Genomic DNA, 17,704 nt, shown 5'->3' on the forward strand with positions numbered 1-17,704 from the left:
TAGTTAATGCTAAAAAAGGCCGCATTTGCGGCCTTTTTTGTGTCCAGCCCTTGAGAAAAATCATAAAGTGATTACAATTCTCGCTCATTTTAAATTTGGTTTGTCTTATTAGATGTTGAAACGTTATGTTTGATGTAGAAAAAATTCGTGCAGACTTTCCTGCTCTCAAGCAACTTATCAACGAGCAACCACTGGTCTACCTTGACTCAGCTGCGACAACTCAAAAACCGCAAGCTGTCATTGCTGCAACTGAGCAATTTTATGCACGGAACAATGCCAATGTACACCGCGGCCGTCATACACTCAGTGAGCAAGCCACCCTCGCCTATGAACAAGCCAGAGCTACTGTTGCTGCGTTTTTTAATATCACAGCCAATGAATTAGTATGGACGAAAGGCGCAACTGAGGCGATCAACCTTGTTACCAATGGCCTGAGTGAACAACTAGATAACCAGTCTACAATTGTCATTTCTGCGTTAGAACATCACGCTAATATTGTGCCATGGCAACAACTTGCGAAACGCACAGGCGCAACATTGCTGACTTTACCTTTACAGCAAAATGGACGCTTTAACGTTGAACAATGTGTTAATTTTATTGAACAACACAAGCCCACGGTACTTGCAATAACACATGCATCAAACGCACTGGGCAATATCACTCCACTTGAAACAATTTTACACGCAGCAAAGCAGCAACATACCATCACGCTAGTAGATGGTGCGCAGGCAGCCCTACATTTACAGCCTAACTTACAACAACTAGGTTGCGATTTTTACGTATTTTCAGCACATAAAATGCTCGGGCCAACGGGTTTAGGCGGATTATATGGTCGTTATGAGCGCTTAAATAGCTTAGCTGTATATCAAACTGGCGGCGAAATGATTGAAACTGTCACATTAACTGAAACAACTTTTCGCCAAGCGCCCGCAAAATTTGAATCTGGTACTCCCAATATCGCCGCTGTCATCGCTTTTTCTGCTGCAATTAAGTATCTAGTCAGTTTAGATAAGACTAATGTATATACGCATGAACAAGCCATTTTTAATTATGCAGTAGAAAAACTACAACTAATTGATGGAATTACTATTTATAGCGACATTAACAACAACATTGGCACCTTGTGCTTTAACTATAAAGATGAACATCCTTTTGATATAGCCACCCTATTAGATGGCTATGGTGTAGCTGTACGTAGCGGTCACCATTGTGCTCAACCTCTTATGCAACATTTAGGCATAAATGGCAGTGTGCGCGCCAGTTTTGCATTTTATAATAACCACCAAGACGTTGATTTATTCATCGCAGCTTTGCAAGAATGCATTGCGTTATTAGACTAAATTCGGATAAGACATGATTAAAACGTTTAAAGAGATTGCGTTTTCCATTGAAAATGCACCAGCATGGCAGCAAAAATACCGTGAAATAATGCTTTTAGGTAAACAATTGCCGCCAATGCCTGGCGTTTTAAAAACAGATAGCGCCCTTGTACCTGGTTGTGAAAGTAAAGTATGGATATATTTAGACTTTGATCTAGAAGAGAACACTCTCGTTATTGTTGGCGACTCTGATACACGTATAGTCAAAGGTTTATTGGCAATTGTATTAGCTTTATATAATGGCTTGACGCCAGAGCAAGTGATTAAAACCGACGCACTTGCTGAATTTTCACGATTAGGGCTTATTCAACATTTAAGTCCATCACGGGGGAATGGCATTAAAGCCATGGTTGAACGAATTCAATCCATGGCTGCTGATAGATCACTTTAAACCTTTGCTAAACGGTGTTTTTTGTCTAGGTATTTACGCACCGCTTTAGCGGCTACAAAAAAGCCAAAACTGCCAGTGATCATAGTCACAGAGCCAAAGCCATTATTACAATCCATATTCAGTGAGCCATCCGCATTTTGTTTTGTATGGCATACACTACCATCCGTACCAGGATAAACCAGTTGCTCTGTTGAATAGACACAGTCGATATTAAATTTACGTTTAGGGTTGCTACTAAAGTTATACTGCTTACGCAAAATATAACGTACTTTCGCAAGTAAAGGGTCTTGGGTTGATTTAGCAACATCACCAAAGGTTATTTGGCTAGGATCTGTTTGTCCACCAGCTCCACCTGTGGTGATTACCGGTATTTTATTTCGTTTACAATGTGCGATTAACGCTGCTTTTTCTTTTACTGCATCAATACAATCAATTACATAGTCAAAATTCTGGATATGTTCACGAATATTTTCTAACGTAATAAAATCATCAATCACATTAATTTCACACTCTGGGTTAATAAGCTCACAGCGTGTTTTCATTGCCTCCACTTTTGCTTCACCCACAGTGCCAGTTAAGGCATGAATTTGTCGATTGACATTCGTTGCACAAATATCATCAAGGTCAATAAGCGTCAACTTACCAACGCCAGTTCTTGCTAAGGCTTCTGCGGCCCAAGAGCCAACACCACCTATACCAATAACACAAAAGTGTGCCTCTTGCAGCCATGCAAATTGTTGTTGTCCATATAAGCGCTTTATACCGCCAAAACGAATATCGGTTATAGAGTCTGTCATTTACCAATCCAATTGCCATGGCTGTTGCCATGTGTGAAAATTTTCGTGTTCAATTAACTGCCTAAACAGTGTTGTACTATCAGGTTTACACACAAACTGATATTGTTGATTTTGCCAGCTAAAGCAAAGTGCATAAGCATGCAAATAGGTACGCTGTGCGGACGTGCCACCATACAGTGGATCACCTAAAATAGGCGCCGCTAAACTCTTTAAAGCAACCCGTAATTGATGGGTTTTTCCTGAAAATGGCTTTAAAATAAAGCCACGTAAGTTAGCTGCTACACTGAGTGAATAAAAACGGGTGATCGCAGGGTTTTCAATACTTTTTAAAAGCTTAAAACTACTACGACGTGATTTAATCATATCACCTTTCACCCAGCCTTGTTTTTTCTTCGGCTTAGCATCAGATAGCGCGAGATAAAACTTGTCAACCTGATGTGTAGTAAATAAACGAGTGAACTCAGCCGCCGCTGTGCTGTTTCGCGCTAAGATAATTAAACCAGATGTCACCTTATCTAAACGATGTACCGCATAAAGCTTTTCATTTAGCTGCTGCTCTGCAAGTACCACGAAACCTGGGCCATCTTCGCTGTGAAAGTTAAGCCCTGGTGGTTTTTCTATAATATAAAAATCATCATGCCGAGCATGTACGGATAAAATAAGCTTATTCACTCGCAGCTTTACTTTCTAAATAGCTTATCACACGCGCTAAATCTTCAGGTGTATCTACCCCAGCATGGGGGGCTATTTGTGCTTGTTCAATTTTAATTTGATGACCGTGATACAGCACACGAAGTTGCTCTAACGATTCTAATTGTTCAAGTGGTGAAGGCGTCAGTTCAATGTATTGCTTGATAAAGCCCGCACGATAAGCATAGATTCCCACATGTCGCTGATAGTGTGCAGTATTTAATTGATGGTTGTTGGCCGCCTCCATCATATTAGCGCGGTCAAAAGGAATGCTGGCACGGGAAAAATACAAGGCATTTTTATTAATATCACTGACTACTTTAACTGCATTAGGGTTTAATATTTCAGCTATATCGTCAATGGCAACACTTAGCGTTGCCATTGGTGCAGATGAATCGGCAAGCAATGCAGCAACCTGTGCAACATTTTCAGAAGCAAGTAATGGCTCATCACCTTGTACATTTACCACAATAGTATCATCCGCTAATGCGAGTAAATCCATTACTTGTGCTAGACGCTCAGTGCCTGATTGATGATCTTCACTGGTCATTAGTACATTTTTGGTAAACGCACTAACTGCATCGAATACTTTTTGATGATCGGTTGCAATAACTACTTTACTCGCTCCTGCTGCCATTGCTTTTTCATACACATGTTGGATCATCGGTTTGCCACAAATATCCGCTAACGGCTTACCCGGTAACCTGCTAGATGCGTATCGCGCTGGAATAACAACTACGAATTCCACTTTTCAATCTCTTGCTGCGATAACTCACGTGCTTCGTTTTCAAGCAATACTGGAATATCATCACGAATTGGATAAGCCAACTTTGCTGCCGTGCTGATCAACTCATTGTTTTCTTTATCTAAACGTAGCTTGCCTTTACAGACTGGGCAGGCAATTATTTCAAGTAACTTTGTATCAAAGGCCATCGAGGATCCCTTTTTCTTTTAGTAATAAATCTAGTTTAGTAACCACCGCTGCAGATGGCTGCGCGTCTACAGGTAAAAAATACCATGTTGGTTTTGCGAATAATTGACATTTTACCGCATCTTTTTCTGTCATAAACACTATTTCATCATTAAATTTTTCAAAGTCAGCTGAGCTGTACGCATAGTGATCACGATAATGATGACAACTTAATAGCGATATCCCCTGTTCACGTAAACTATTTTCAAAGCGTTGTGGGTTTCCTATTGCACTTACAGCGTGACCTTCAAGTAAGGTTGTTTGTGCTGCTGTTGCATTAGCAACGGTCAATAACTCTGCACTTTTCAGTTGATAGTTAAATGGGTTATCGCCACCATTTTCAATGACTAAATCCACAGAATTTAATCGTGCTTGGGTTTCTCTCAGTGGCCCTGCAGGCATAATAAAACCATTACCAAAGCGACGTTGACTATCGACAATACAACATTCTATGGCCCTAGCCATTTTGTAATGTTGCATGCCATCATCGGAGACAATGACATCGAGTTGATGCTCGCTAAGTAACTGTTTGATGTTTGCTTCTCGGTTTGGACCTACCACCACAGGACAGGCTAATCTTCGCTGTATTAACACCGGTTCATCACCAGCATCAGCAGGACTGGTACTTTCTGTCACAGTCAAAGGGTAATCTTTACTATGGCCACCATAACCACGGCTGATCACCCCTACTTTTAAATTATGCTGTTGTAGATGGCTAACTAACCAGATCACAAAAGGGGTTTTACCATTGCCGCCGACACTTATATTACCAACCACAATAACTGGCACTGGACTCATGTACGCTTTACAGAACCCTATTTCATATGCTGCACGGCGCACTGTACTGATCAACCAAAACACTAAACTCAAAGGTAACAGCAATACAGTGATAACACTGAGCCCTTGATACCAGCTTTGTTCTATTTTACTCACCCGTTTTCACCAAATTGCATTTTGCATAAAGCTGAATACGTGCCGTCTTTTTCAAGTAATGACTGATGATCACCACTTTCGATCACTTGACCATTATCAATAACATAAATCCGATCACTGTTTTCAATCGTTGATAAACGGTGAGCAATCACAATTGAGGTTTTATCCTTCATCAAGTGTTCAAGTGCCTGTTGGATTAACTTTTCTGATTCTGTGTCTAATGCAGATGTTGCTTCATCTAAAATTAAAATTGGTGCATCTTTTAGAATCGCTCGCGCAATTGCGATACGCTGGCGTTGCCCGCCTGATAACATTACGCCATTTTCACCGACCATGGTATCTAGACCATCAGGTAAATCTTTAACAAACTCCCACACATGTGCTTGCTTAGCTACATTTAAGAGTTCATCGCCAGTAAGTTCACGGTTAATGCCATAACTTATGTTGTTAGCAATGGTGTCATTAAAGAGCACAACTTGCTGTGAAACCAAAGCAAATTGCTTACGTAAATCAGTCAACTTATAATCACTGAGCGCAATACCATCTAGTAATATTTCACCCGGTGGTTGTAAGTCATAATAGCGCGGTAATAAGTTAGAAATCGTTGATTTACCAGATCCTGAACGCCCCACTAAGGCAATGCTCTCACCCGCTTTAATGGTCAGTGATAAGTCCTTTAATACTGGCTCATCTTTAGTGGGATAGCTAAAGGTGACGTGTTTAACTTCAATATGCCCTTGTACTTTATCCACGCACACTGTACCGCTATCCTTTTCTACTTCTTCATCAAGAACTAAAAAAATACTCTGCGCGGCTGAAATACCACGTTGTAGATCACTATTAACATTAGCAAGTTGCTTAAGTGGGCGTAGTAACATCATCATAGATGAAATAAGTACCACAAAATCTCCAGAGCTAATGGCATCGATCATCGACGGCATTGCAACCACCCATAAAATAACTGCCATCGCACTGGCAGCTAAAATCTGAATAATAGAAACACTTAACGCTTTGGTGGCGTCCATTTTGATGCGCTGTTGGCGATTATGATTATTAATGTGCGCAAACTGTGATATTTCTTGCTGCTGCCCGCCAAAGCCATGGATCACTTTATGACCACTGAGCATTTGTTCTGAGCTACGGGTTACTTGACCCATTGCTGATTGAATATTTTTAGAGATATAACGAAAACGCTTGGATACGACACTGACAATGACAGCAACAAGCGGAATAATAATTAAGAATATCAGTGATAATTTCCAACTGGTATAAAACATAAGCCCCAGTAAAAAAACAACGAAAGCTCCTTCACGAACAACAACAAGCATCGCTTTAGTAATTGCTTGTTGTACTTGTTCAGTATCAAAGGTTATTTTAGAAATTAAATCACCCGTTGAGTTTTTATCGTGAAATGAAACAGGCAGATGTAAAATATGCTCAAACAATTGCTGACGCAACGCACGCACAACTTGAGACCCAACATAACTGAGGCAGTAAGATGACATATAATTAAAAAAGCCACGACCTATTACTAATGCAATCACCACGAATGGAGCGTATTTTAAAACATCGCTATTGCGTTCATTTAAACCTTGGTCAATAAATGGTTTCATTAATTGAATGAATAAAGCATCCATAGCCGAGTAACCTATCATGCCGATCACAGCTAATATGGCGATACTTTTATAATCACCCACATACGACAATAAGCGCTTATAAATTTGTGATGTAGTTTGATCCATAACACTCTCTTATTCATAGTCTGTGGCTATTGTAGCCTCCAGCTCCATAAAACTAAACTCAATCTTTTAGAAACCAATAACTTTCATCATATCGAGCTAGATTTATCGTGTATTCATGTTGATAAAAGGCAATATTTATCTGTCCATGTGCGGCCGTTGTGTATTGCAATACATTATGATCAGCAAATCGTGCAACAACTTGCCGATGCGGTAATTGCCATTGCCCTTTATAGGCTGTTGAATGGATCACCACTTCTGGGGATACTGCTTTAATAAATAGATCACTCGATGATGTGTTGCTACCGTGATGGGGACTCAGTAAAACAGTACTCTTAAGTCCATTTTGCCGTGCGAGTAATTGCGCTTCTCTTTTAGCTGATATATCTCCTGGTAGTAAAACACTAAAAGTCCCATCACTAATATGAACAACACACGAATTATCATTCTCAGTTTGTAAATACTCTGCAGGTTCGTGTACTGTAATCATCAAGTTATAGAAGCTATATTTACCCGCTTTACAACCTTGCTCCGGCCCATTCGGATGTAGCAAACTAAAGGTATGATGATAGCCGTGCTGCAACCAGTGAGCCAACCCGCCAACATGGTCTTTATCCATATGGCTTATCAAGGTAACTTCGGTTTCAATTCCCTTGCTGGTTAAGTAAGGCACTAAGGTATTGTTTATCCTTGTATATGTATTAAAATACACAGGTCCCAAATCATAAATAAAGCCTTTACCTTGTTTGCTAACTAACACCATTGTGCCATGACCTACGTCAAACACATCAAGCTGCCACACTGGTTTTGGCTGCAAATAGTAGTCAAAAAAACTAACAGCAATAGGAAAACACCCCATTAATCGCCATGGTGTAAAACATACAATGAAAATTGTGAGATAACTACTAATTAGCCATTGCAAACTAAATGTAGCGGTATCAATCCAGCGATACTCAACCGGTAGTAAAGTTAACGACCGATAGGCGTACTGTAACAAATAATCGAACACACCAATCAAGCTACTCATATCAAGTAGCAGACTCATCACTGAAAACAACACTAAGCTTGGCATTATAATAAAACCAAGTATTGGTATCGCCACTAAATTAACAGCTAAACCAATTACACTGACCCCATTAAAATAATAAAGTGATAACGGCAATAAACCTATAAACAAGGCTATTTGTAAAATGATCAAAGTTTTAATGATTGCAACTAAACCTATCGCAGAGAAGGAGATAACACTCAATACCCAGAAAATGATGACTACCGCAGTGAATGAAAAGTAAAGCCCAGGATTAAGTAGACTAAAGGGGTCAATAAGTAATACGCACACCAAAGCAAACAAAATACTACGCCAACGTAATGCTTGTTTGGCATAAAAATAAATAACTAAATAGCAGCCTAGCATAAGCAATGCTCGCGTAGCAGAGACTATAAAACCACTTAAATACACATAACTAAATGCCAGTAAAAACCCACCTAAAGCATAAATCTGTGACAAATTTAACTGCTGTGTCCAAGGTTTAACCATAAAGTTTAAACAGCTCATGATAGTACGAGTAATGAAAAAGCCGATACTAAACATTAAGCCTATGTGCAATCCTGAAATAGCTAATAAATGGCTGATGCCGAATTGCTGCAGCTCTTCTTTTTGTGAAAAACTCATCTCACTGCGATCGCCCGTTAACAGTGGGTAGTACAACCAGTTTAACGTGCTATTTTGGTATATATTGTTGATATATTGGCGATACGATTTAATCAGTTCAGTATCTGTATTTTTGGTTATTTCAATATAATTGCCTACCTGTTTCCCTTTAAAAAAGATTCGTTCACTAAATGCATAGAGCTCTTTATCAAACACAGCATAGTTTTTTTGACTGCGATATTTTGTTAGCTGTAGCCAAGTGTTAATATCATCACCAGCTTCAAGCTGCTGCTCACTTTTTAACGTAACTAGTGCAAAAGGCGGTTTTAGCGCTGACTGACTTTGTTGATTAATCTTGTTAAGCTGAACTTTCACATAGAAGTGATCACGCTGTGAAATAACGTCAACAACAGTGAGCTGACAATAGTACGGTTGATTTTCATGCAAAACTAACGGTGAAATAGTATAGAAGCTAGAAAAATGTCCCCAAACACAGCAAATTCCACAAATAAAACCTAACAATACTGTGTAAAACGGCTTAAAATAAGCGCTCGCAATTAATAGAGATAAAGCGAAAACTGTAAATACAAGGGTCTGATAATAAAAAACGGTTATAATACAACCAACAACAAACCCAACGCTTAACCAAACAGATGTAAATGGTTGCTTTAAATGGCTAAGAAAACGATCCAACGGTTTTTACCCGATCACAATAAAGTTAAACATCATAAATCTTTAAAAATTTTTGGTCGTTTACTCCACGATGCCAATCTCTGGCATTTAAATCGCCGTTCCGCTCGTGGGGCATTTTCTGTCGGTTTATTTTTCGCTTTCATCCCTGTTCCTTTTCAAATGGTGCTTGCCGCCGCTCTGGCTATTCCGTTACGAGTTAATTTACCTATTTCAGTCGCCGTTGTGTGGATCACTAACCCGCTAACAATGCCACCTATCTTTTACTGCTCTTATCTGATCGGCACTATTGCACTAGGTCAGCCCGAGCAACACTTTGCTTTTGAACCTAGCTGGCAATGGTTTTTAGACAGCTTAACCACTATCGGCCCTGCTTTTTTAGTTGGATCCTTGATCTGCGCTACTTTTGCCTCTGCGATAGGCTATTTCGGCGTGGACTTTTTATGGCGTCGTTCAGTACGCAAGGCTTGGGTAAATCGCCATAAATAGTCAACGTTCCTAATTTAGTTAAAGTATAGACAAAAAAAAACCTGCTGAGTAAAGCAGGGTTTTTATTTGTATATTATTAATTGAATGGCTCAGCTGTTATTTACGAAACGCGCGACGTAAGCCAACTAACGGTAACAACAATAAGGTATACCAAGGAAAACTAGCAGATTGACGTTCGTAAGTGTCCGTCTCAGGATCTGAACAACTTTCGATACTGCCATCAATAGGTGTTAACTTAACTGGGACTGCAATACTTTCGTATTCTATTTCACCGTTAATATCTCGTACCACGCCACCTAATGTATCCGTTTTTTCAACTGTCTTCGTTGCAACACCAAAAATTTCATTTTTGTTGTTTATTACTTTTGCTTCTGACACGACATATTTATAACGCGTTTCACCATCAGCTTCGTAACACGGTAATAAATCATTAATGTTGGTGATTGCATCTTCACCAATCTTATACAAGAAACCTTCACGACGACGTGAGCCAACATTAAATACATCAGTTTCACCTTCACCTACGATATAACCGTTATCATTAATATCATTGGCTATTGACGCTGAGCTATTAAAGTAATCCGTAGGGAACACTGTACTGTTACTTGCAATGTCGTGGTAGAAAAATTTAAGTCGGTCTGAACCTTCAATTCTTCTTATGCCATACCCCACGATAACGTCATTCTCATTAATCGCTAATGACTTACCAGCAGTCCAGTCATCTTCTTGATCAAGCATTTCAACCACTTTACCGTCTTTGTAATAAACAGGTAACGAACGAATCGTTGATGAACTATCATGATCACGTACATCAGAAAAACCTGCAACGGTGCCATTACTATTAACAGCCAGTGCATTGCTTATAAAGGCAAAGTCATCATCTTCTTCAGGTGTTAACCCTAAACCTAATAACTCTGTATTGGTAATATTTAAATTACTATCTAAACTCCATCTAACAGCGCGGGTATCAAATAAACGAGACGAAGTACTTCTTTGTAAACCTTCAATACACACAGAAACGGGTTGGTCTTCACCATCGCAAGAATCATCGATATTTTCTTGACGATCAGCTGGTATACCTGTCGACACTTGGCCTACCACCGTATAGCCTGAATTTGTTTTTACAATATCACTGGCACTACTTATTCCGCCGTATTCATCAAACTCAGGGACCAGTGGCACACTCAATCCGTCAGGAGAGACAATAATACCCCGAGAGATAAAATCGCGCACGAAACGGGTTTCTTCTTCAGTTTCACCATCTGGAGTAAACACTGTTTTTTCATAAGGCGCACTGCCCCAGCCCACTGCGATTCCATCTTCTGCTACGGCATTATAAAAATTGCTAACAGAACGCGTTAAACCATCATAATCAACTGAAGCGATATCAAATAATACTTGCTCTTGGGCTTCGCCATTTAAAATATTGTACCCGACAATATTAGCTAGTTTTTGATAATCAGGGTTCGTTGCTTGCGCTGTTAAAAAAGACAGCATAAAACTGTGAGCATCAGGATTAGTTGCCGCTGCATTATTATTTTCAATATCATCAAGCGTAAAGGTAATTTGCTTATCAATTAACTCGAAGTAGTCTTCTTGTTGTTCATAAGCTCTTTCGATTGCGCTATCTGTGAAATCAATATAACTAACATCAATAGGTAAGTTGTATAAGCCGTTAGAAAGGCCAATTATGTGCCCGCTTTCACTAACATCTTTAACATAGTTATGCTTTGTATCGGCTAATACACTCAGCTCAGTTAACTGATACGTTGCACTAAGTGCCGAGGTACTCATGGTAGCTAAAATACTAGCAGCGAGTAATTTATATTTCATTTTAGTCCTTACTACTGATTCTTTAAATCTTCAAGTTCTTCCCAGCGCTCCAAAGCGGCTTCAAGGTCAGACTCAAGTTGTGCTAAATGGTTCAACTCTTTGGTTGTTATGCTGGCATCTTGTTTAAAGAAATTAGCGTCATTAACCACAACTTGCTGTGCTTCTAATGCTTGCTCAAGTTGTTCAAGCTTACTGGGTAATTGCTCTAATTCAAGTTTTAATTTGTAAGAGAGTTTATTCGTTTTATTTTCAGCTTTAATAACAGGAGCTGTAACTACAGCTTGCTTTTTTAGCTGGCGTGCTCTCATGCTTTTTTTGTTGTGCTAAATAGTTTGTATAGGCTTCGTAGTCGCTATAACCACCGACAATATCGGTGATCACGCCATTCCCTTCAAACGCCCAAACACTGGTACAAGTGTTATCAATAAACTCACGGTCATGACTAACAATTAGCACAGTACCTTGATATTGATTAATGATATCTTCCAACAACTCAAGGGTTTCTATATCCAAATCATTGGTTGGCTCATCAAGAACCAGAATATTTGACGGCTTTAAGAAGAGCTTTGCTAATAATAAGCGGTTCTTTTCACCACCAGACAATGCTTTAACCGGCGTACGCGCTCGCGCAGGCGGGAATAAGAAGTCTTGCAAGTAGCCAAGTACATGCCGTGAACGACCATTCATCATTACTTCTTGCTTACCTTCTGCAACATTGTCTTGTACTGTTGCTTCTTCATCTAGCTTCTGGCGGTATTGGTCAAAATATGCAAATTCAAGATTGACGCCTTGTTTAACTATTCCTTCATCCGCTGCAATATCACCAAATAATAATTTTAATAAGGTTGTTTTACCAATCCCGTTAGGCCCAACTAAACCGATGCGATCACCACGCATAACAAGGGTAGAGAAATCACGAGCAATTATTTTGTCTTTATTGAATTGATGATTTAAGTGCTTAGCCTCAAACACTAATTTACCAGAGCGGTCAGCCGTTTCAATGTTAAAGTCAGTTTTACCAACTTGATCCACTCGTTGCTTACGCTCATTACGAAGTTGCTTAAGTTCACGTACCCGACCTTCATTACGCGTACGTCGGGCTTTAACACCTTGGCGGATCCACGCTTCCTCTTCAGCTAGGCGTTTATCAAACAACGCATTTTGTGCTTCTTCGACTTTTAAATCGTGGGCTTTTTGCTCTAAATAAGTTGCATAGTCACCAGGGTAGGAAATTAATTTACCACGGTCTAAATCTAAAATTCGTGTCGCCACAGCGCGAATAAAAGCACGGTCATGAGAAATAAATACGATGCCACCTTTAAACTCTTTCAAAAACTGCTCAAGCCACATCACACTTTCCATGTCTAAGTGGTTGGTAGGCTCATCAAGTAGCAGTAAATCAGGCTCACTGACCAGCGCACGCGCAAGTGCCACTTTTCGTAACCAACCACCTGAAAGCGACTCAAGTTTAGCTTCAGGAGACAATTCCAAACGCGTTAAAACTAATTGAATTCGACTATCAAAGCGCCAGCCATCTGCCGCTTCGAGCTGGTTTGATAAACGCTCTAACTTATTTAATAGTTGATCTGTGCACTGCGTTTGTAGCTGGGTACTAACATGATGATAATCAATGAGTAAATTAGCTATTTCAGGCATGCCTTGTGCGACATAATCAAACACCGAACCGCTGGCACCTTTTGGAGGATCTTGCTCTAAGCGTGAAATTTTAATGCTACCAAGCTGATTTATTTCACCATCATCTAAAATCACTTGGCCATCGAGTACTTTTAATAGTGTTGATTTACCAGCGCCATTTCGGCCAACCACACACACGCGCTCACCACTTTCAATAATTGCATCCGCGTTATCAAGTAATGGGTGCGTGCCGTACGCGAGTTGAGCTTTAGAAATTCTAATTAAGTCCATATGATCTGTTTACTCTTTTTCTGTTTGCGTAAAAAACTGACGCACATCTTGCGCAGTAAAAGGCCAATACAATTGTCTGCCTTGTTCGCTTTTTAAAACTGGGATACTAGTCTGATATTCAGCGATCAATGAATCATCGCTGATAATATCAACAAGCAGTAATGAATCATCACCTAACAATGGACCAATCAAAGACTGCGCTTGCTCGCACAAATGACACCCATCAGTATGATATAGTACCCAATTAGCCATGCGTAATTAACCAGCTATTATGGATCTGTTTATTACGTTTAAAATCAGGCGATAATGTTTGCTCTGAAATATTTTGCGCTTTTAAGCCTAAGCCAATTAAACCCACTTCATCCATGGTAAAACCACGCTTATTATTCGAAAATATCAAAGTACCCGATGGACTGAGAATTTTTTTAACCCACGTTAATAACTTAATGTGATCACGTTGTACATCAAATGCATCTTTCATACGTTTTGAGTTTGAAAATGTCGGTGGATCTAAAAAGATCAAATCATATTGACTAGTTGCATATTCCAGCCACTTCAAACAATCTGCTTGCTCAAAGCGATAACGGGTATTACTGATGTTATTCAGTTCAAAATTATCTTGCCCCCACTTTAAGTAGGTTTTTGATAAATCAACCGTAGTAATCGCTTTGGCACCACCAAGAGCTGCGTGGACAGAGGCTGTGCCCGTGTACGCAAACAAGTTTAAAAAGCGCTTATCTTTGGCGTTTTCTTGAATATAACGACGCGCAAGGCGATGGTCTAAAAACAACCCTGTGTCTAGGTAATCAAATAAGTTTACCTTAAACTTGGCACCAAACTCTTCAACGACTTGAGTCCTGTTTTGTTTGGCCATTGGTGTGTATTGCTCTTCACCTTTTTGTTTTTTACGGACTTTGACAGCAATATTGCCTGGTGCAATATTAAGCTGTTGTGCAGTTAGAGAGATTACGTCTTGTAAACGTTTATGTGCGGTAGCATCATCAATTTCTTTCGGGGCTGCGTATTCAAAAATAACCGCCGAATCGCCATAAACATCCACTGCAACATTGTACTCTGGAATATCAGCGTCATACACACGATAAGCTTGAATTTCATTTTGCTTAAGCCAATTTTTTAACCCTTGCTTATTTTTCTTCACGCGATTAGCAAATGACAACGAGCCTTCAAAATTCAATGCGGGCTTGTCTTCGGTTGTTTGGCTAACTTGTTTATCATCTAACTGGTATAGATTAAGTACCACATCAAGCGGGCCATTTTTAAACTTATAGCGTTTAAGTTTAACCAGTTTTAATAATTTAAATAGGCTTTCATCCATGCCCAATAGAGCAAGTTTCCAGTTATTAAAATGTTTTTTAAAGCCAGTGCCTAACGCACTGTGCAAACTGACTAACTCAGCCATAGAGCCAATACGCTCACCATAAGGCAAGTTTGAAATAACCACACCAGGTAGTTTTGCCACTGAGGTCAGTTTAGTTGCATCACTTTGTTTAAATTTAATTACATCACCAAGTCCAGCTCTGCGCGCATTATCTACTGCTTTGCTTAATACATTGGCATCATAATCATGACCTATAAGCCATAGTTTAGGATCGGTGATCTGAGCAATTAACTGCTCTCTTAATTCTTTGTACTTGGCAATTCTAAAGCTTGGTAGACGTTCAAATGCAAAACCTTCACGGAATAGTCCCGGCGCTTCATTACGTGCCATACCAGCAGCTTCTATTAAAATAGTACCGGCACCACAACAAGGGTCAAATAATGGCTGCTGTACATTCTCGAGCCAACCACTGCGTTTAATAAGTGCCGCTGCTAAATGCTCTTTAATTGGTGCTTTACCTTGGCCTTCACGATAACCACGCTCTGATAACCGCGGACCTGAATAATCAATATACATAGCCACACCTTGACGCGATAAACGTGCAACAACACGAACATTGGCATCTTGTTTATCTACGTTAGGGCGTTGTTCGTATAAATCATTAAAATAGTCAACAATGGCATCTTTAATCACCAAACCTGAAAATTGAGTATTCTTAAGTGCATCATTAGTGCCATTGAAGTCAACTGCGAATGTTTGCGTTGGGCCAAACCATTCTTGCCATGGTTGCAAACGAGCAAACTTGTAGAGGCTTTCTTTATCATTTACGCCTTCTTTCTCTTCAATCAACATAAGTACACGAGTTGCGAAGCGGCTCATCAAACACACTTTTTGTGCTAATGTAGTGTCACCTTCAAAGCGTACAGAGCCCACCGTTTGCTTGGTCACCGTGGCGCCAATGTCAGTAAGTTCTTCAACCAATAAGTTTTCGATTCCGATAGAAGTAAGTGCGATAAAATGCAAAGTAATAACCCTTGATAGCTAATTGCGCAGGATTATAACATAGGTTGGCAGACAAACACGCGATAAAGGCAGGAACGCTAAAAAATATGCTTAAGCAGTTTTACTGTTTTGAACGTGGTTATAAATTGGGTGAACGCGGTTATTAAGCACTCGAATAGCCTCAAACTGATTCAGACTTAAATTTTCATCAAGCTGAAAATGCTCAGCTAAACTAATACATAATGACGCATCTTTACTGTGTTCTACAATTAAAAACTCACCAGCCTGAAGGCGGCTATGCAGTTTTATCACAGCTTCAACACTCGGCTCACTGCCAGTATAAGGGTCAAAAAACCAACTTTTTGCCAACATAGGTTTTAGGTAAAACTTTGCAGCAGTTGCATTGAGTGCAATTTGACACAATTGCGCAGTTTTCCACACATTAAAACCATCAAGGTATTGATAAACTTGCTGATAAAACGCGGCGTCTTCTAAACTAAAACATGGTTGCGTGAGCACTGAATCAGTAAGTTGGCGGAGTTTATAAGGCGTGCACAGTTGCATATCTTGATCTAAGTCGATCAACAAGCGATTTTTTACTGGACAAGCAATCCACTTCCATTGCTTTGATGCTTGTAACATGCGTTTCCTATGCTCCTTATAAATTAATCTTATGAATAGCGAATTATAGCCGCTTTTGACCAATTAATAAACATTTCCTTAGAACATTTATTGAATGATCAAAAGCTTAAATAACTGATCCTTATAAGCCTTGCAGGATCGTTTTTACCAATTGCGGGCCTTTATATATAAATCCTGTGTATACTTGGACAAGATCAGCTCCTGCTGAAAACTTTTCGTTGGCGCTAGCTGAATCATCAATGCCCCCCACCCCAATAATTGGTAACTTTCCTGCAGTTAAACGCTTCAGCTCTTGCACAACTTGGGTTGAACGATGACGCACTGGCTGACCAGACAGGCCGCCCGCTTCATTTGCATACTGTTGACCTTGCACAGCTGCACGCTCTAAGGTTGTATTTGTCGCGATCACACCATCGATCTTATTATTGATCAAAGACTCACTCACTTGGGCAATTTGCACTTCATCAAGATCTGGCGCAATTTTTACCAGCATGGGGACTTGTTTATCATGCTTAGCAATTAAATCTAATTGTTCGTTCTTTAAGCTTTGCAATAAATCGTCCAGTGCAGCACCATATTGCAAATCACGCAAGCCTGGTGTATTGGGTGAAGAGATATTTACAGTGATATATGATGCATGTTCAAACACTTTACGCATACAGTGGATATAATCGTCTTTACCCTGCTCATTTGGGGTATCTTTATTTTTACCAATATTAATACCTAAAATACCGTCATACTTCGCTGCTTTGACGTTATTAATTAGGTTATCCACCCCTTTATTGTTAAAACCCATACGATTAATAATGGCATTTGATTCTGGCAGGCGGAAAATACGTGGTTTATCATTCCCCGCTTGTGGACGTGGTGTGACAGTCCCCACTTCAATAAAACCAAACCCCATTTTTGCAAAAGCATCAATACACTCGGCATTTTTATCAAGGCCTGCAGCAAGTCCAACTGGGTTTTTAAATTGTAAGCCTAAAAATTCTACGGGGCGATCTGCCACTGATTGAGACCATGCGGCACTGAATGGCGTATTATTAAAACGGCGTAAATTATGCAGTGCAAATTCATGGGCCCATTCCGCATCACGGGTGAACATAAAACGGCGAGCTAGATCGTAAAACATCAAATAATCCTCTTTATAAAAAAATACCCCAGACTAGGCTGGGGTATTGTATAACAATTTTAGTGATTAACTCATTATTTTCAGTTGAGAAAATAATGAAGCAC

Annotated in this window: 15 protein-coding genes and 1 pseudogene; 3 read left to right on the forward strand and 13 right to left on the reverse strand. The window is 39.7% G+C overall.

The genetic code is table 11. The features are described from left to right. Nucleotides 1-125 precede the first annotated feature (125 nt). Together KAN5_RS06380 and KAN5_RS06385 are read left to right on the forward strand one after the other, a co-directional pair. Nucleotides 126-1,340, forward strand: coding sequence for a SufS family cysteine desulfurase (locus KAN5_RS06380; protein WP_138555198.1), 1,215 nt, complete (start codon nt 126-128; stop codon nt 1,338-1,340). Nucleotides 1,341-1,353: 13 nt separating this feature from the next. Beyond that, nucleotides 1,354-1,770 (forward strand): SufE family protein, encoded by a 417-nt coding sequence (locus KAN5_RS06385; RefSeq protein WP_016709638.1) that lies wholly within the window; start codon nt 1,354-1,356, stop codon nt 1,768-1,770. Here the strand turns inward: KAN5_RS06385 and tcdA are convergent. The 7 genes from tcdA to KAN5_RS06420 are packed head-to-tail and all read right to left on the reverse strand — an operon-like array spanning nt 1,767 to nt 8,994. After that, nucleotides 1,767-2,567, reverse strand: coding sequence for a tRNA cyclic N6-threonylcarbamoyladenosine(37) synthase TcdA (gene tcdA / locus KAN5_RS06390; protein ID WP_244390768.1), 801 nt, complete (start codon nt 2,565-2,567; stop codon nt 1,767-1,769). The two genes, KAN5_RS06385 and tcdA, sit on opposite strands and share 4 nt — an antisense overlap. After that, on the reverse strand, nt 2,568-3,239 hold the full coding sequence (locus KAN5_RS06395; RefSeq protein ID WP_016709636.1) for a TIGR01621 family pseudouridine synthase: 672 nt from the start codon (nt 3,237-3,239) through the stop codon (nt 2,568-2,570). Further along, on the reverse strand, nt 3,232-4,005 hold the full coding sequence (gene kdsB / locus KAN5_RS06400) for a 3-deoxy-manno-octulosonate cytidylyltransferase (protein WP_016709635.1): 774 nt from the start codon (nt 4,003-4,005) through the stop codon (nt 3,232-3,234). The genes KAN5_RS06395 and kdsB overlap by 8 nt, the downstream gene beginning before the upstream one ends. Further along, the gene (locus tag KAN5_RS06405) at nt 3,993-4,190 is read right to left on the reverse strand and encodes a Trm112 family protein (RefSeq protein WP_016709634.1); all 198 of its coding nucleotides are present in this window, start codon (nt 4,188-4,190) and stop codon (nt 3,993-3,995) included. The genes kdsB and KAN5_RS06405 overlap by 13 nt, the downstream gene beginning before the upstream one ends. Continuing rightward, nucleotides 4,180-5,160: a tetraacyldisaccharide 4'-kinase gene (gene lpxK, locus KAN5_RS06410; RefSeq protein ID WP_016709633.1), complete on the reverse strand. Its 981-nt coding sequence runs from the start codon at nt 5,158-5,160 to the stop codon at nt 4,180-4,182. The genes KAN5_RS06405 and lpxK overlap by 11 nt, the downstream gene beginning before the upstream one ends. Beyond that, nucleotides 5,157-6,902: a lipid A export permease/ATP-binding protein MsbA gene (gene msbA / locus KAN5_RS06415; protein ID WP_016709632.1), complete on the reverse strand. Its 1,746-nt coding sequence runs from the start codon at nt 6,900-6,902 to the stop codon at nt 5,157-5,159. The genes lpxK and msbA overlap by 4 nt, the downstream gene beginning before the upstream one ends. A gap of 58 nt (nt 6,903-6,960) precedes the next feature. Continuing rightward, nucleotides 6,961-8,994, reverse strand: a complete 2,034-nt coding sequence (locus KAN5_RS06420; protein ID WP_244390769.1) for a DNA internalization-related competence protein ComEC/Rec2 — start codon at nt 8,992-8,994, stop codon at nt 6,961-6,963. A gap of 225 nt (nt 8,995-9,219) precedes the next feature. Between KAN5_RS06420 and KAN5_RS06425 the strand changes: the two genes are divergently transcribed. After that, entirely contained in the window at nt 9,220-9,726 is a 507-nt protein-coding gene (locus KAN5_RS06425; RefSeq protein WP_138555201.1) for a DUF2062 domain-containing protein, read from the forward strand. 96 nt (nt 9,727-9,822) lie between these two features. Here the strand turns inward: KAN5_RS06425 and KAN5_RS06430 are convergent, their stop codons facing one another. The 6 genes and pseudogenes from KAN5_RS06430 to pyrD form a co-directional block, all read right to left on the reverse strand. After that, nucleotides 9,823-11,559 (reverse strand): DUF3466 family protein, encoded by a 1,737-nt coding sequence (locus tag KAN5_RS06430; RefSeq protein WP_016709629.1) that lies wholly within the window; start codon nt 11,557-11,559, stop codon nt 9,823-9,825. A gap of 11 nt (nt 11,560-11,570) precedes the next feature. Further along, nucleotides 11,571-13,485, reverse strand: a pseudogene (locus tag KAN5_RS06440) (ABC transporter ATP-binding protein). A gap of 9 nt (nt 13,486-13,494) precedes the next feature. After that, nucleotides 13,495-13,737 (reverse strand): glutaredoxin family protein, encoded by a 243-nt coding sequence (locus KAN5_RS06445; RefSeq protein WP_016709627.1) that lies wholly within the window; start codon nt 13,735-13,737, stop codon nt 13,495-13,497. After that, nucleotides 13,730-15,847 (reverse strand): bifunctional 23S rRNA (guanine(2069)-N(7))-methyltransferase RlmK/23S rRNA (guanine(2445)-N(2))-methyltransferase RlmL, encoded by a 2,118-nt coding sequence (gene rlmKL, locus KAN5_RS06450; RefSeq protein WP_244390772.1) that lies wholly within the window; start codon nt 15,845-15,847, stop codon nt 13,730-13,732. Before rlmKL ends, KAN5_RS06445 begins: the two co-directional genes overlap by 8 nt. 90 nt (nt 15,848-15,937) lie before the next feature. Further along, on the reverse strand, nt 15,938-16,468 hold the full coding sequence (locus KAN5_RS06455) for a cell division protein ZapC domain-containing protein (RefSeq protein WP_016709625.1): 531 nt from the start codon (nt 16,466-16,468) through the stop codon (nt 15,938-15,940). A 121-nt stretch (nt 16,469-16,589) separates the two neighbouring features. Further along, on the reverse strand, nt 16,590-17,600 hold the full coding sequence (pyrD, locus tag KAN5_RS06460) for a quinone-dependent dihydroorotate dehydrogenase (RefSeq protein ID WP_244390773.1): 1,011 nt from the start codon (nt 17,598-17,600) through the stop codon (nt 16,590-16,592). Nucleotides 17,601-17,704: the final 104 nt, after the last annotated feature.

It is taken from the genome of Pseudoalteromonas sp. KAN5, assembly GCF_022846535.1.
Taxonomy (GTDB): Bacteria; Pseudomonadota; Gammaproteobacteria; order Enterobacterales; family Alteromonadaceae; genus Pseudoalteromonas; species Pseudoalteromonas haloplanktis.

Bases quoted from the DNA above. Each gene is read 5' to 3' on its own strand.
- KAN5_RS06380 (WP_138555198.1), top strand. From the start codon at position 126: ATGTTTGATGTAGAAAAAATTCGTGCAGACTTTCCTGCTCTCAAGCAA.
- KAN5_RS06385 (WP_016709638.1), top strand. From the start codon at position 1,354: ATGATTAAAACGTTTAAAGAGATTGCGTTTTCCATTGAAAATGCACCA.
- tcdA (WP_244390768.1), bottom strand. From the start codon at position 2,567: ATGACAGACTCTATAACCGATATTCGTTTTGGCGGTATAAAGCGCTTA.
- KAN5_RS06405 (WP_016709634.1), bottom strand. From the start codon at position 4,190: ATGGCCTTTGATACAAAGTTACTTGAAATAATTGCCTGCCCAGTCTGT.
- msbA (WP_016709632.1), bottom strand. From the start codon at position 6,902: ATGGATCAAACTACATCACAAATTTATAAGCGCTTATTGTCGTATGTG.
- KAN5_RS06425 (WP_138555201.1), top strand. From the start codon at position 9,220: ATGGCTAAGAAAACGATCCAACGGTTTTTACCCGATCACAATAAAGTT.
- KAN5_RS06430 (WP_016709629.1), bottom strand. From the start codon at position 11,559: ATGAAATATAAATTACTCGCTGCTAGTATTTTAGCTACCATGAGTACC.
- KAN5_RS06445 (WP_016709627.1), bottom strand. From the start codon at position 13,737: ATGGCTAATTGGGTACTATATCATACTGATGGGTGTCATTTGTGCGAG.
- KAN5_RS06455 (WP_016709625.1), bottom strand. From the start codon at position 16,468: ATGTTACAAGCATCAAAGCAATGGAAGTGGATTGCTTGTCCAGTAAAA.
- pyrD (WP_244390773.1), bottom strand. From the start codon at position 17,600: ATGTTTTACGATCTAGCTCGCCGTTTTATGTTCACCCGTGATGCGGAA.